The organism is Bradyrhizobium macuxiense, assembly GCF_001542415.1.
Taxonomy (GTDB): domain Bacteria; phylum Pseudomonadota; class Alphaproteobacteria; order Rhizobiales; family Xanthobacteraceae; genus Bradyrhizobium; species Bradyrhizobium macuxiense.
Genome location: NZ_LNCU01000106.1, coordinates 127,565 through 142,082, shown reverse-complemented (window position 1 = coordinate 142,082; position 14,518 = coordinate 127,565). Strand labels below are relative to the sequence as shown.

At 63.5% G+C, this 14,518-nt stretch carries 16 protein-coding genes and 1 pseudogene; 12 read left to right on the top strand and 5 right to left on the bottom strand.

Features of this window, described 5'->3' with window-relative positions; genetic code table 11:
• The 3 genes and pseudogenes from AS156_RS45175 to AS156_RS31740 form a co-directional block, all read left to right on the top strand.
• Positions 1-142: pseudogene (locus tag AS156_RS45175) on the top strand (chromate transporter); the annotation flags it as partial.
• Between the two features lie 748 nt (positions 143-890).
• Positions 891-1,244, top strand: coding sequence for a DUF3307 domain-containing protein (locus AS156_RS31745; protein ID WP_201456132.1), 354 nt, complete (start codon positions 891-893; stop codon positions 1,242-1,244).
• A gap of 174 nt (positions 1,245-1,418) precedes the next feature.
• A complete protein-coding gene (locus tag AS156_RS31740; RefSeq protein WP_066513172.1) occupies positions 1,419-1,820 on the top strand; it encodes a hypothetical protein in 402 nt (133 codons plus the stop codon).
• Positions 1,821-1,840: 20 nt separating this feature from the next.
• Here AS156_RS31740 and AS156_RS31735 read toward each other — a convergent pair whose 3' ends face one another.
• Positions 1,841-2,149 carry a YkgJ family cysteine cluster protein gene (locus AS156_RS31735; protein WP_066513297.1) on the bottom strand — a complete coding sequence of 103 codons (309 nt, stop codon included), beginning with the start codon at positions 2,147-2,149 and terminating at the stop codon, positions 1,841-1,843.
• Entirely contained in the window at positions 2,149-2,847 is a 699-nt protein-coding gene (locus AS156_RS31730; protein ID WP_066513168.1) for a helix-turn-helix transcriptional regulator, read from the bottom strand. The genes AS156_RS31735 and AS156_RS31730 overlap by 1 nt, the downstream gene beginning before the upstream one ends.
• A gap of 157 nt (positions 2,848-3,004) precedes the next feature.
• On the opposite strand from AS156_RS31730, the gene AS156_RS31725 reads away from it, so the two are divergent.
• Positions 3,005-3,238 (top strand): hypothetical protein, encoded by a 234-nt coding sequence (locus AS156_RS31725; RefSeq protein ID WP_066513167.1) that lies wholly within the window; start codon positions 3,005-3,007, stop codon positions 3,236-3,238.
• Positions 3,239-3,301: 63 nt separating this feature from the next.
• The gene (locus AS156_RS31720; RefSeq protein WP_066513166.1) at positions 3,302-4,030 is read left to right on the top strand and encodes a glutathione S-transferase family protein; all 729 of its coding nucleotides are present in this window, start codon (positions 3,302-3,304) and stop codon (positions 4,028-4,030) included.
• Here the strand turns inward: AS156_RS31720 and AS156_RS31715 are convergent.
• Positions 4,027-4,662 carry a pyridoxamine 5'-phosphate oxidase family protein gene (locus tag AS156_RS31715; protein WP_066513164.1) on the bottom strand — a complete coding sequence of 212 codons (636 nt, stop codon included), beginning with the start codon at positions 4,660-4,662 and terminating at the stop codon, positions 4,027-4,029. The two genes, AS156_RS31720 and AS156_RS31715, sit on opposite strands and share 4 nt — an antisense overlap.
• Before the next feature lie 119 nt (positions 4,663-4,781).
• Here AS156_RS31715 and AS156_RS31710 point away from each other — a divergent pair, with 119 nt between their 5' ends.
• Positions 4,782-5,675, top strand: a complete 894-nt coding sequence (locus AS156_RS31710; protein WP_066513162.1) for a LysR family transcriptional regulator — start codon at positions 4,782-4,784, stop codon at positions 5,673-5,675.
• Between the two features lie 58 nt (positions 5,676-5,733).
• Here AS156_RS31710 and AS156_RS31705 read toward each other — a convergent pair whose 3' ends face one another.
• A complete protein-coding gene (locus tag AS156_RS31705; protein WP_066513159.1) occupies positions 5,734-6,174 on the bottom strand; it encodes a PaaI family thioesterase in 441 nt (146 codons plus the stop codon).
• Between the two features lie 455 nt (positions 6,175-6,629).
• Complete coding sequence (gene pobA, locus AS156_RS31700; RefSeq protein ID WP_066513158.1) at positions 6,630-7,799, bottom strand: 4-hydroxybenzoate 3-monooxygenase; 1,170 nt, start codon at positions 7,797-7,799, stop codon at positions 6,630-6,632.
• Between the two features lie 281 nt (positions 7,800-8,080).
• Here pobA and AS156_RS31695 point away from each other — a divergent pair, with 281 nt between their 5' ends.
• The 6 genes from AS156_RS31695 (at position 8,081) to AS156_RS31670 (ending at position 14,518) form a co-directional block, all read left to right on the top strand.
• Complete coding sequence (locus AS156_RS31695; protein ID WP_066513156.1) at positions 8,081-9,103, top strand: TRAP transporter substrate-binding protein; 1,023 nt, start codon at positions 8,081-8,083, stop codon at positions 9,101-9,103.
• Positions 9,104-9,230: 127 nt separating this feature from the next.
• A complete protein-coding gene (locus tag AS156_RS31690) occupies positions 9,231-9,797 on the top strand; it encodes a TRAP transporter small permease (protein ID WP_066513155.1) in 567 nt (188 codons plus the stop codon).
• 6 nt (positions 9,798-9,803) lie between these two features.
• Positions 9,804-11,108 carry a TRAP transporter large permease gene (locus AS156_RS31685; RefSeq protein WP_066513153.1) on the top strand — a complete coding sequence of 435 codons (1,305 nt, stop codon included), beginning with the start codon at positions 9,804-9,806 and terminating at the stop codon, positions 11,106-11,108.
• Between the two features lie 42 nt (positions 11,109-11,150).
• The gene (locus AS156_RS31680) at positions 11,151-11,612 is read left to right on the top strand and encodes a DUF3237 domain-containing protein (RefSeq protein ID WP_066513294.1); all 462 of its coding nucleotides are present in this window, start codon (positions 11,151-11,153) and stop codon (positions 11,610-11,612) included.
• Positions 11,613-11,846: 234 nt separating this feature from the next.
• Entirely contained in the window at positions 11,847-12,638 is a 792-nt protein-coding gene (locus AS156_RS31675) for a crotonase/enoyl-CoA hydratase family protein (RefSeq protein ID WP_066513151.1), read from the top strand.
• Positions 12,635-14,518 carry a feruloyl-CoA synthase gene (locus tag AS156_RS31670; protein WP_066513148.1) on the top strand — a complete coding sequence of 628 codons (1,884 nt, stop codon included), beginning with the start codon at positions 12,635-12,637 and terminating at the stop codon, positions 14,516-14,518. The genes AS156_RS31675 and AS156_RS31670 overlap by 4 nt, the downstream gene beginning before the upstream one ends.

Here is a 14,518-nt window from a genome sequence, read left to right as displayed (position 1 = left end):
CAGCTCGGTCCTCGGCCCGCGCGATTTCGGGATAGCACTGGTCGGCTTCGTCCTGCTCACGGTGTGGCGTGCGCCGCCGCTCGTGGTTGTCGTCTTCAGTGCTATCGCCGGAATAGCAACAGCGCTGCCGGGACTGAATTGACGGCCAAGTGCTGCTCTTGACCTGCGCGCAAAGGCTAATTTCTTCAAATTTTTCAATGCGATTCATGGTGTCCAGTCGGCTTGCGAAAAATATTCCGCTTTCGCCGTCCGGCAACCCAGTGGCACGAATCCGCCCGGCTCACCCGATTGAGGGGCGCGTCGCGATCGTCACGGGTGTTGGGTTGAGATTGCGCGGGACCCATGGGTGCGATCGGCACCCGGCTTTCCCTGCGCCCTCTGTCCTCAGAGCGGCGAAACGACACGCAAAGCTCGGACAGATCGTGTCGCGAGAACACGGATGTATGACTCACGAAATCGCGCACACATTCGCTGTCGTCCCGGCGAAGGCCGGGACCCATAACCACAAATGGTTATTGTTAATCAGCGCCGGAACGACGAGCACCGTTTACAACATCCGCCGCGGCGTTTGGGTCCCGGCTTTCGCCGGGACGACGAACGGAGAGCCCCGCCTGCAATCCGCCGCCGCGGAGCATTGGGTCCCGGTCTGCGCCCGATGCCGCATGACGATCGCCACTATCGCCATCGGAACACGCCATGTGATTTTCGGATGGCCGGCAGGTGCATTCCGGCGCTGGAGATGTCATAAATGAGACACGCTTCGGTTTGCGACATTGTGCTGACGGTCTGACCCGGATTTCCTTGCGATCACATTCATCCCACTAAAGGGCGTCAGCTTGTTGTTTCCATCCATGTCATCGTCGGTCGCGGTTGGGGCCCTGGTGGGATGGATGTTGCTTCTCACCGCGAAGCACATCATCGCCGACTTCATGTTGCAGAACGCCTGGATGGCGATCGGCAAGGACCAGAAGACCGGCTGGGCGCTGCCGCTGCTCGCGCATTGCCTCGTGCATCTCGCGGTCGCCCTGGTCCTGATCCTCGTCGTCGCGCCGCGCTTCTGGTACGTCGCCTTCGTCGACTTCGTCATCCACATCATCGTCGATCGCGCCAAGGGAATCTGCGCCTCGCGTTTCGGCGTGACGCTGGAATCCGGGCATCCCTGGTTCTGGACCCTGATCGGGGTCGATCAGGCGCTGCATCACCTCACCGGCTTCGCGCTGTCGCTCTACATGGCCGCGAACTGAGCGGTTCGCGCGAACCCGTTTCCCTCAAGCCTGATGCGAACCAGCCGTGCTGCGCGGGGCGCGCGGATGTGATTCGCGTGCAACGCGCAAGCATCCCCGGAGACGACCGGAAGCCGTGGTTAACCTTTCGTTAGAGAATTGCGCGGCATCTTCGCGACTGAGGGGGATTTGCAAATGTTTTCAAGCCGCGACGCCTTCGAGAGCGATGCCTGCCCGGTTGCGGACGACCTGCTCGGCCAGATGTACCGCGCCAATCCCAACGGCCTTTCGCTCTTGGTCGCCAACGTCGCGCCCGACGTCCGGGCACGACTGGCGCTGTTTTGTTATCGCCGCAGCCACCTGCACGCACTCGCGGTGGCGATCGCGTCGAGCTGCAGCGAGTGGGAGCTGGTCAATCACGGCGGCCGTGTCGGATCGACGCTGTACGCGCTGTCGCGTGAGCCGGCGCGCGCCACGACGACCTCGCATGGCGGCCGCAAGCCGATCACGCTGTCGACCAAGCCGCTCTCGACCTTTGCGCCGATCGTCGACGAGGAGCTCGACGACGAAGACGCTACGCAGACCGTGACGGCCTGAGGCAGGCCCGCGACGCCGCCTCAGATCACGGGCAGTCCGTGGCGCCGCCGCGCCATCGCGCATTCGGCGTCGCCGGGCATGCAGGTCCGGCACACCTCCGGCCGCACCGCATAGACGTCGCAGCGCGTCGCCACTCCGATCTTCCCTGACAGCGCCGCGCATCGGTCGCCCTCGCAACGCATGCCGGACTGCCGCGCATTGACGAATTGCGTCGGGATCAGGTCGAGCTGCTCGTCGTCCTCGATCGTGAAGCGCGGCCAGTTCTCCGAATAGCTGCAGCAGGCGCCGCAGGACTGGCAGGGGCCGGCGTCGATTGCGTCCGTGGCCATCACGTATCCCTCGGCGCTTCCCAGACCAGGCTGCGTCGCCATCGCGCCCTGAGCAGGTCGCGCCGCTCCGGATATTTCTCGTCGTGATAGATCGCGGCGACGACCCGGTCGGTGCGGAAGCTGCGGAAATCCTTGCGCAGCTCGCACCAGGCCGCGAGCAGCCGCACCGCCTCGTGATAGCCGACCGCGATCGGCCAGATCGTGCGCTCGCTGTCGCGGCCGTGCTCGTCGCGGTAGTTCAGCGTGATCTTCTTGCCTTCGTGGATCTGGCTGCGCGTCTTGACCATGTCGATGCGATCAGGCTCCCGGTTCCAGGCGGAGCGGGCGCGGCTTGCGGGCTCCAGCACGAACGGCCGCAGGCGGTCGGGCACGGTCTCGGCGATCTTGGCCATCAGGTCTTCGGCCGCGCGCGCCAGCGCCGGATCGGCGTGGCCGACCACCCATTGCGCGCCGAGCACGCAGGCCTCGATCTCGTCAGGTGTCAGCATCAGCGGCGGCAGGTCGAAGCCCTTCTCCAGGATGTAACCCATGCCGGCCTCGCCGCGGATCGGCACCCGCTGCTCGATCAGGGTCGCGATGTCGCGATAGATCGTGCGCTTGGATGTCTCGAGCTCGGCCGCGATCGCATCCGCGGTCAAAGGCTTTCGGGTGCGGCGGAGCACCTGGATGATCTGAAACAGCCGGTCGGCGCGTCTCATGGCAGCTCTCTTGGCAACGTTCTTGGCAATTCTCTTGGCGGATCTCGGGGCTCGTGGCGCGTCGTCTTTTCGCGTCCCGTGTCACTGCTGCTGACAGCATGTTGGCAGCAGGTGGGGGCTATACCAGGACAACATCTCAAGTGAAGGGAATTTGTCCATGGCAAATCTAGACGAACTCGGTTTCCAGCGTGCGCAGACGTTCGCGCTGGAACAGCTTGTTACAGTCTACTCCACCTCCGGCGATCTGCGCTGGGCCCTGGTCGCGCTGATCGCACAGTCGGTCGTTGCGGCCTGGTCTTACGGGCGGGCACGGGTGGCCAAACGGGTTCGCGAGGCGGTTCGCCGCCTCGCACCCGTCGGCCCGCTCGACAGTGAATGCCACTACTGCTGACACCATGGTGGCAGCAGGGGCGCGCTAGCTTCAATTCACGACCACAGGCATCGGGAGCTTCGGATGATTACGCTTTTTGGCTTTGGCACGGGCTTCGGCTTGCCGGAAATCAGCCCCTTCGTGACCAAGACCGAGGTCCAGCTCAAGATGGCCGGGCTCGACTATCGCAAGGAAAAGGCGATGCCGCCGGCGTCACCCAAGGGGCAATTGCCCTTCATCGCCGATGACGGCGAAACCATCGCCGATTCGACCTTCATCCGCGCCCATATCGAGGGCAAATACGGCTTCGATTTCGACGCGCCGCTAAGCCTGCAGGCGCGCGCGCAGGCCTGGGCCTTCGAGCGCATGATCGAGCATCACGTCTACTGGGCGCTGGTCGGCGCGCGCTGGGTCGACGATGCGAATTTCAACAAGGGGCCGGCGCATTTCTTCGACGGCGCGCCCGATCACATGCGCGACAAGATGCGTGAGGATGCCCAGTTCCGCGTCGCCGAGAATTATCTGCTCAGCGGCCTCGGCCGCCACGCGCCCGACGAGGATGTCGACCTCGCGATACGCTCCCTGTTCGCGCTGTCGGTGCAGCTCGGCGACAAGGCGTATCTGATGGGCGATACGCCCTGCGGCACCGACGCCACCGCGTTCGGCGCACTGGCCGGAATCCTCACGCCATTCTTCGAATCGCCGCTCCGCGAACGCGCCGAGAAGTTCGAAAATCTCACCGCCTATGTCGACCGGATGATGCTGCAATATTACCCGGAATTCGCCTGGGCGCCGCTGCAGCAGGCCGCCTAGCTTGCTGCGGTGGGGGCGGGCTGGCCCTTCAGTGCGGCCAGCTCCGCCTCGAGCTCGGCGATGCGCGCGTCGCGCGTCGCAAGTGCGGCGGCGACATCGGCTGCATCAAACTTCTGCGGGATGTGCTGCGGGCAGTTGGTATCCCACGCCGCGATCTTGAACAGGATCACCTGCTCCGGCCGCGCCCGGTAGCCCTGCGGCATCAATGCCCGCGTCAGCGCCGGATCGTCTTCCACCGCGCGCGCCTCGCCCCACAGCTTGACGCGGCGGCGATGCGCATAGTCCATCACGAAGATATACGCCTTCGTATTCTCCGACAGATTGCCCTGGGTGATGTACTGCCGGTTGCCGCCGAAATCGGTGAACGCGATCGTGCTCTTGTCGAGCACCTTGATGAAGCCCTTCGGTCCGCCGCGATGCTGGATGTAGGGTTGCCCGTCGGCGGAGGCGGTCGCGAAGTAGAAGCTGTTGGCGTTGGCGAGGAAGGCGGCGAGGTTCTCATCGATCTCGGTACGCCAGCCGCCGCGCGCCTCGACTTGGGCATAGGATTCGCGCGACCCCTTGCGGGCCTGGATCGCCTTCACGGCCGGAGTGAATGCGACATCGCTGGAATAGGTGTGAACGTCTGACATCTGAGCCTCCCGTCATGGGCGCCAAAGCGGTCGTCCTGCTCGCCGAAGATGGTCATTTCCGTGCAGTAAGCAATCTTGTGAGTTGACACTTCACTGTTGCGGATTATGCAATATTCCATATGGATCGTCTCGACGCCATGCAGGCCTTCGTCGCGGTGGCCGACCTCGAGGGCTTCGCGCCGGCGGCGCGGAAGCTGGGCCTCTCGCCGTCAGCCGTCACCCGGCTGATTGCGGCGCTGGAGGAGCGGCTCGGCGCCCGGCTGCTGCAGCGGACCACGCGGCAGGTGACGCTGACCGACGCTGGCTCGCGCTATCTGGAGCGGGCGCGGCGGATCCTTGCCGATGTCGAGGAGGCCGAAGATGCCGTCGAGGGCGAGCGCACGCGCCCCGAGGGCCGGCTGGTGATCTCGGCCCCGGTCGGTTTCGGCCGGCTGCATGTCAGCCCGGTTGTGACCGCCTATCTGAAGCGCTATCCCGACGTCGGCGTCGATCTGCGTCTGTCGGATCGCATGATCAACCTCGTGGAGGATGGCGTCGATGCCGCGGTCAGGATCGGCCATCTGCCCGATTCGACCCTGGTGGCGCGGCATGTCGGCGAGATGCGGCGCATTGTCGTGGCATCGCCCGGCTACCTCAAGGCGCGCGGTGAACCGAAGCGGCCTGCCGACGTCGCAGCGCATGATATGATCCAGTTCGGCGCCATGACCGCAGCGCCTGACTGGCGCTTTGTGGAGGACGGCCACGAGATCCGGGTCGCGAGTTCGCCGCGCTTTGCGAGCAACAGCGCGGATGCCGCCATCCAGTATGCCGAGCAGGACGGAGGGCTGACCCGGGTGCTGGCCTATCAGGCGGCCGAGTCGCTGAAGGCCGGCCGGCTCAGGATCGTGCTGGCGGAGTTCGAGCAGCCGGCGCTGCCGATCCACATCGTCTATCCGACCTCACGGCTGTTGTCGGCCAAGGTGCGCACCTTCATCGATCTCGTCACCGAGATCGATGATTGGCATTTCGGCTAGACCCTTGTCCGGCGCGTTTTCCTGACGCGAACCGGTGCCCGCTTCGCTTGAAAGCGCTTTAGCTCACCGGCTCCTTCTTCGGCACCACGCGGAACGTGCCGTTGGCGCGTGCGATCGTCACGCCGTCGGCCTTGATCAGGCTTTGCGCGAAGCAGATCGTGCTGCCGGTCTTGATCACATCGCTTTCGATCGAGAGCCACTGACCGATATTGGCCGTGCCGACGAAATCGACCGCGAGCGAGATCGTCACGAACGAAGTCGTCCAGCCGGTCGCCTGGCCGCAGCTATAGCCCATCGCGTTGTCTGAAAGCGCCGCGATCAATCCGCCATGGATCAAGCCGCGGGCGTTGGTGTGCGGCCTGGCCAGCCGCAGGCCGATGATGACGGCCTTGTCGGTCCGCTTTTCGTAGAGCGGCTGCCAGGGCTCCGTGAGCGGACTCTTTCGAAAAAGCGGCGCGAAGCCCGCGGGTATGTCGGCGACTGATGTTTCGGTGCTCATATGCAGCTCGCGAATTGGCGTTTCGTTTGCGCCATTGAACGCGATGTCGGTGACAGTTTCACCGCCTACAAAGTTTTAAACGGGATTTGCTTAGGTGTTTGAAAGCGGCACGGCTCGTCGCCACATCTTTGCTGTCGTCGCCCGACTTGCCGCCTTCGCTAAAGCTTCGGCGTGCCAAGGGCCCGGAGCCTCGTCGAAGCCTTGGCGTAGACGGGACCGGGCGATCCAGTATTCCAGAGGCCGTACGGCATGAATCGAGAAGCCGCGGCGCACTGGATACCCCGTATGCGCGGGGTATGACGACCGAAATTGCGGAGAGGATGCTGCTCGACAAAAGCGTCAGCGACCGACCGCCTAAGGCATGATCCGGAAAAGTGTGAAGCGGTTTTCCGAAAAGATCATGGTCAAACAAAGAGCTAAAGCGCGATGACGATTCAGCCCAATCTCATCGCGCTTTAGAACGGCAGCCCGACATAATTCTCCGACAGCGAGGTCGATGCGGCCTTTGAGCTCACCAGATAGTCTAGCTCGGCGATCTGGATGCGCGCGGCGAATTCGCCCTCGTCGGGGAACTTGTGCAGCATCGAGGTCATCCACCACGAGAACCGCACCGCCTTCCAGACCCGCGCCAGCGCCTTTGCGGAGTAGCCATCAAGGCCGGCCGAGGATTTCTCGTCGTAATATTCGCGTAACGCCTGCGAGAGGTAATGTACGTCACTGGCGGCGAGGTTCAGTCCCTTGGCGCCGGTCGGCGGCACGATATGCGAAGCGTCGCCGGCCAGGAACATCCGGCCGAACCGCATCGGTTCGGCCACGAAGCTGCGCAGCGGCGCGATGCTCTTCTCGATCGAGGGGCCGGTGACGATCTCGTCGGCCGCCTTCTGGTCGAGGCGGCTTTTCAGTTCGTTCCAGAACCGCTCGTCCGACCATTGGTCGACATGATCGTCGAGCGGGCACTGCACGTAATAGCGGCTGCGATGAGTCGAGCGCATCGTGCAGAGCGCAAAGCCGCGCTCGTGGTTGTTGTAGATCAGCTCGGGCGAGACCGGGGGCGTCTCCGAGAGAATGCCGAGCCAGCCGAACGGGTAGACCCGCTCATAGCTCGTGATCGCCGACGCCGGCACGCTGGCGCGGCTGATGCCATGGAAGCCGTCGCAGCCGGCGATGAAATCGCAGGCGATCTCGTGGGTGACGCCGTCCCTGACGTAGGTGACGCGCGGATGATCGGTATCGAAATCGTGCGGCTTGACGTCGGCGGCTGAGTAGATCGAGGTCAGGCCGGCGGCCTGGCGGATATTCATCAGGTCGAGCGTAACCTCGGTCTGGCCGTAGATCGTCACGGTCTTGCCGGTCAGGCCGTGCATGTCGATGCGGTGTCGCGCGCCGCCGAACGCCAGTTCGACGCCGTGATGGACTAGGCCCTCATGATGCAGCCGGGCGCCGGCGCCGACCTTGTCGAGCAGGGACACCGTGCCCTCCTCGAGCAGGCCGGCGCGGATCCGCCCCAGCACATAGTCCGGCGTCTGCCGCTCCAGAATGATGTTATCTACGCCGAAAGTATGAAGTAGTTGCCCAAGCAACAGTCCGGCCGGGCCTGCGCCTATGATTGCTACTTTTGTCCGCAATACCCGCTCCTCCCGATACTGTAGGCTTGGCCGAACCGGCAGCCCGCGGGCAGCCGTGTCAGCTTGCCTTGGTAATTATATCATATAACAGTCGTCGCAAAGCATGTTTGCTCAAGCAACTATATTTGCCGCAATGCAAGAGGCCGATTCGGCCGCTTGTCGGGTAGTGCGACCGGCTGTCCGGCAGGTGGATTTCGTCTTGATCAAACGTGCAAATTATATAACATGTTAAGTAACGAGACCGGGCGCAAAGCCCGCCATCATGGAGAGGAGGAGATCGAATGAAGAAGGCGTTGTTGGCGCTGCTCGTGACCGCTTGTGTCACGCCGGCCGTTGTGCCTGCCCAGGCACAGGACAAGACCGTCAATCTCAAAGTGTCGCTGTGGGTGCCGCCGGCGCACCCGCTGGTTCCCGCGACGCAGGCCTGGGCCGCCGATATCGAAAAGGCCTCGGGCGGCACCATCAAGGTCACCGTGTTCCCGTCGGAACAGCTCGGCAAGGCGTTCGATCACTACGACATGGCGCGCGACGGCATCGCCGACGTCACCTACGTCAATCCCGGCTATCAGCCCGGCCGATTCCCGATCGCAGCCGCGGGCCAGCTTCCGTTCGAGTTCTCCGACGGCAAGAAGGGCACGCTGGCGCTGAACGAGTGGTACCACAAATACGCGCCGACCGAGATGAAGGACACCAAGCTCTGCTTCGCCTTCATCCACGATCCGGGCGCGCTGCACGGCAAGAAGAAGATCCTGCTGCCGAGCGATCTCAATGGCGTGAAGGTTCGCCCCGCGCAGAGCACGATCGGCGAGATGGTGAAGATGTTCGGCGGCACCAATGTGCAAGCCTCCGCGCCGGAATCGCGCGACGCCATCGAGCGTGGCGTGGCCGACGAGATCACCTTCCCCTGGGGCTCGATCTTCCTGTTCGGCATCGACAAGGTGGTGAAGTACCACATGGACGTGCCGCTCTACACGACCGTGTTCACCTACAACATGAACCTCGCCAAATATAACTCGATGTCGGATGCCCAGAAGAAAGTGATCGACGATCACTGCACGCCGGAATGGGCATCGAAGGTCACCGACCCCTGGACCGAGTTCGAGGCCAACGGCCGCACCAAGATGAAGGCGCTGCCGGGGCATGAGGTCTATCAGTTGACGCCGGACCAACTCGGCGAGTGGAAGAAGGCGGTCAAGCCGCTGCACGACAGCTGGGCCGAGGCGGTCAAGAAGGCCGGCGGCGATCCGGAGAAGATTGCGGCCGATCTGCAGGCGACGTTGAAGAAATACGACGCGGGGTTCTAAATTTCGTCATTCCGGGGGCGCGCGCGAGCGCGAACCCGGAATCTCCTGCAATCATCTCAAGATTCCGGGTTCGCCCGCTTTGCGAGCGCCCCGGAATGACGGTTTCTGACAGCGATAGTCCGACATCATGGCTGCCAATCCCGAAGTGACCGAAGACGGCGTCATTACCGGTCCACCCGAGCCGGTCCGCAAGAATTTCATGGACCGCTTCATCGATTCCATCGAATGGGTCGCTGCGTTCTTCGTCGGCGTCGTCGCGCTCAACACCTTCACCGCGGTGTTCATGCGTAAGTTCTTCTCGGTGACGATCCCGGACTACTACAATTTCGGTCAGTTCCTGCTCGGCATCCTGATCTTCTGGGGGATCGCCGCGACCAGCTATCGCGGCACCCACATCACGGTGGACCTGGTGTGGGCCAACGCCTCGCCGCGCTACCAGCGCTGGATCGACATCTTCGCGACGCTGGTGCTGCTGTTCGTCGTCACGGTGCAGACCTACACGCTGGTCGACAAGGTGATCGACACCAGGAACAGCCACATCGTCACCATGGATCTCGGTGTGCCGGTCTGGCCGTTCTTTCTGGTGTCGTGGATCGGCGACGTCTCCGCGGTGCTGCTGATCGCGATCCGCACCTACCGGCTGATCTTCCATCCGGAAGACATCCACGATGCCAAGATCAAGACTGCGGAGTAGACGGCAATGAGCCCCGAGTCTGTTGCCGTCATTGGCTTTGTCGCTCTGTTCGCGCTGATGCTGCTGCGCGTGCCCGTCGGCATGGCGATGGGCCTCGTCGGCATCACCGGCTTTGGCTACCTCACCGGTTTCGAGCCGGCGCTGAAACTGGTCGGCCAGACCACGATGCGCACGGTGACGGACTATTCCTTCGGCGTGATCCCGATGTTTCTGCTGATGGGCGCCTTCGTGTCCGTCTCCGGCATCAGCCGCGAGCTGTTCCGCGCCGCCAACACCTTCGTCGGCCACTGGAAGGGCGGGCTCGGCATCGCGACCATCGCCGCCTGCGGCGGCTTTGCCGCGATCTCGGGCTCGTCCGTCGCAACCGCAGCGACATTCTCAGCGGTGGCCTATCCCGAGATGCGCCGCTTCGGCTATCCGCAGTCGTTCTCGACCGGCGTCATCGCCGTCGGTGGCACGCTCGGAGCCATGCTGCCGCCATCCACGGTGCTCGCGGTCTATGGCATCATCACCCAGCAGGACATTGGCAAGCTGTTCATCGCCGGCGTGATCCCAGGCCTGCTCGCGATCGTGATGCACATGATCACGATCGGCATCATCGGCGTGACGCGGCCCGGATTCCTGCCCGCGGGGAAAAAGGCCTCATGGCACGAACGCTTCCTGGCGCTGCGCGATGTCTGGTCGCCGCTGCTGCTGTTCCTGTTCGTGATCGGCGGCCTCTATGGCGGATTCTTCGTCCCGACCGAGGCAGGCGCAGTCGGTGCGGTCGGCGCCTTCATCATCGGCATCCTCCGCGGCAGGCTCACCAGGGACGGCATCCTGCAATCCCTGTTGCAGGCGACCCGCACCGCGGCGGCGGTGTTTACGGTGCTGATCGGTGCGCTCTGCTTCGGCTACTTCCTCACCATCACCCAGACGCCGCAGAACGCTACCGAGTTCCTCACCGGGCTCGGCATCGGTCCCTACGGCGTGCTGGCGCTGATCCTCTTGATGTATATCGTGCTGGGCTGCCTGATGGACGCGATGGCGATGGTGATCCTCACCGTGCCGATCGTGTTCCCGGTGGTTACCTCGCTCGGCTTCGATCCGATCTGGTTCGGCATCATCATCGTGATGACGGTCGAGCTCGGCCTGATCCATCCGCCGGTCGGCATGAACGTCTTCGTGATCAAGAGCGTGATCAAGGACGTCAACATGTCGACGATCTTTGCCGGTGTGCTGCCCTTCGTGCTCACCGACCTGATCCGGCTGGTGATCCTGATCCTGTTCCCGCTGCTCGCGACCTGGCTGCCGCAACGCATGATTGGCTAGGCATGATCCGACAGGGATCATGCCTAAATGAATGAGCTCACGATGGCGCCCGAAATCCAGACCCGCTACGTCTTCACCATCACCGCGCGCATCGCCGACGTCACCTCCGCCGGCGACATCGGAACCGGCGTTCGCCGCATCATCCCGATCATCGGTGGCGAGGTGAAAGGTGAGAATGTCAGCGGCAAGGTGCTCGCCTTCGGCGCCGACTTCCAGATCATCCGGCCCAACGAACTGATCGAGCTGGAGGCGAAATATGCCTTCGAGACCGACGATGGCGCCGTGGTCTATGTCGAGAACAAGGGCATCCGGTTCGGACCGGTCGACCTGCTGCAGAAACTGAAGCGCGGCGAGCCGGTCGATCCGAAGCTGATCTATTTCCGCACCGTGCCGAAGTTCGAGACCGGTGCCGAAAGGTACCGTTGGCTGATGGAGCACATCTTCATCGCCTCCGCCGCCCGCCACGCCGACCGCGTCGTGATCGACGTGCATCAGGTGTTATGAGCCGCTCAGTGTGATCGCATTCGAATTCCGTTCCCGTCATGCTGAGGAGGCAGCGATTGCGACCGTCTCGAAGCACGACGGCCACCAGTCGGGCCGTTCGCCCTTCGAGGCTTGCTACGCGTGCGCCTCAGGACGACGGGTGTGCAGGGGCGCCAAGTCCAGGGAGACACCCGTATTGACTCTTGCGATGATAGTTATAAAACATAACTATTCTAAGCAGGAAACAATAACGCCATGGGAAACGCCGCCGCGAGCGATGCATCGCTGCTGAAGATCGAACAGGCCGGCGCGGTGCTAACCGTGGGCCTCAACCGTCCCGCCAAGCGCAACGCGCTGAATGACGGCATCATCCTTGCGCTGCAGGACTGCTTTTCCGCCGTTCCCGACACCGTCGGTGCCGTCGTCATCCACGGCATCGGCGATCACTTCTCCTCCGGCCTCGATCTCTCCGAACTGACCGAACGCGATGCGACCGAGGGGCTGGTCCACTCCCAGATGTGGCATCGCGTGTTCGACCGCATCCAGTATTGCCGCGTGCCTGTCATCGCCGCGCTGCGGGGCGCGGTGATCGGCGGCGGGCTCGAGCTGGCTTGTGCGGCGCATATCCGCGTTGCCGAACCTTCGGCCTATTTCGCGCTGCCGGAGGGTCAGCGCGGCATCTTCGTCGGCGGCGGCGGATCGGTGCGGCTGCCGCGGCTGATCGGCGTGCCGCGGATGGCCGACATGATGCTGACGGGCCGCGTCTATTCCGCGACCGAAGGGGCTTCTTACGGCTTCTCGCAATATCTCACCGAGCCCGGCGGTTCATTGAAGAAGGCGCTCGAGCTTGCCGAGCGCGTCGCGGCCAACGCGCCGCTGACCAATTTCGCCGTGCTGCAGGCATTGCCGATGATCGCCGAGGCCAATCCGCAGACCGGGTTGCTGATGGAATCCCTGATGGCAACCGTCGCGCAGAGCGACAAGGAAGCCAAGCGGCGTATCCGCGCATTCCTTGATCGCAAGACCGCCAAGGTGAAGCCGACATGAGCGCCGAGCCAGATACGAGTGTGTCCGCGACCGCCGCCGGCGTACATCCGCTGCGCCCGATCTCGTTCGGCAATCCCGAGGTCACGGTCGAGCGCCGCGCCGACGGCACGATCTATCTTCGCCCAAAGGTGAAGCTTGCCGACTATCCCGTCCGCATCATGGACCGCCTGCATCACTGGGCCAAGGCCGAGCCGAATCGCGTGTTCATGGCCGAGCGCAGCGCCGGTGGCGGCTGGAGGCAGATCACCTACGCGCAACTGCTGGAGACGACGCGACGCATTGCGTCGGCGCTGATCGCGCGCGGATTGTCGGCCGAGCGGCCGATCGTGATCCTGTCGGGCAATTCGGTGGACCATGCGCTGATCGCCTTCGGCGCGCTTTATGGCGGCATCCCGTTCTGTCCGGTCTCGCCGGCCTATTCGCTGGTGTCGCGCGACTATGGCAAACTCAATTTCCTCATCAAGCTGCTCACGCCGGGCCTCGTCTTCGTCGATGACGCCGACAAGTTCGCGGATGCCTTGGTCGCGAACGTGCCTGCGGGTGTCGAGATCGCGGCAAGCCGCGGTGCCGTGCCCCGCCGTGATGTCAGCCGACTCGCCGATCTCTTGGCGGCGCCGGAAGATCCGCGCCTCGACGCTGTCCATGAAGCAATCGGTCCGGATACGATCGCAAAATTCCTGCTTACGTCAGGGTCGACGGGCAATCCCAAGGCGGTCATCAACACGCAGCGGATGATCTGCGCCAACCAGGTGATGCTGCGCGAGACGCTGGCGTTCCTGAAGGACGAGCCGCCTGTCATCGTCGACTGGCTGCCGTGGAATCACACCTTCGGCGGCAACCACAATATCGGACTCACGCTCTACAATGGCGGCTCGATGTATCTCGACGAGGGCAAGCCGATGCCCGGCGGCATCGAGGAGACCGTGCGGAACCTGCGGGAGATTTCGCCGACGGTCTATTTCAACGTGCCCAAGGGTTATGAATCGCTGCTGCCTTATCTGCGCGACGATGCAGGCTTGCGGGCAAAATTCTTCGACCGGCTGCACGCGATGTTCTTCTCCGGCGCGGCGCTGTCGCCGTTCGTCTGGAACAGCCTCGATGCGCTCGCGGTGCAGGAGAAGGGCTATCGGGTCCCGATGCTGACCGGGCTCGGCGCCACTGAAACTTCGCCATTCTTCATGTCGGTGCGTCCCGACACCAGCCGTTCCGGCCATGTCGGCCTTCCGGTCTCAGGCAATGACGCGAAGCTTTTGCCGAACAACGGCAAGCTGGAGGTGCGTGCCAAGGGGCCCAACGTCACGCCGGGCTACTGGCGCCAGCCGGAGCTGACCGCGAAGGCTTTTGACGAAGAGGGCTTCTACAAGTTCGGTGACGCCCTGAAGCCCGCCGACCCCAACAATTTCGATGCCGGCTTCGACTTCGACGGCCGTATTGCCGAAGACTTCAAGCTCGCGAGCGGCACCTGGGTCAGCGTCGGTCCGTTGCGGGCGCGCTTCGTCGGCACCTGCGCGCCGCTGGTGCGCGATGTCGTGATCGCAGGGCTCAACCGCGACGAGATCTCGGCGATCGTGATCCTCGATCTCGACGGCTGCCGCCTGATCAACCCGGAGCTTACGGCCAACGATATCGCTGTGGCCGCTGCCGATCCCAAGGTGCGCGCGGCCTTCCGCGAACGCTTCGCGCGATTTTTCGGCAGCGCCACCGGTTCGTCGAACCGTATCACGCGTGCGATCCTGCTCGACACCCCGCTGTCGATCGATCGCGGCGAGGTCACCGACAAAGGCTCGATCAACCAGCGCGCGGTGCTGGAGCATCGCAGCGGCCTGATCGAAACGCTCTATGCGCCGGTGCCGCCGGCATCCGTCATCACGCTAGCCTGA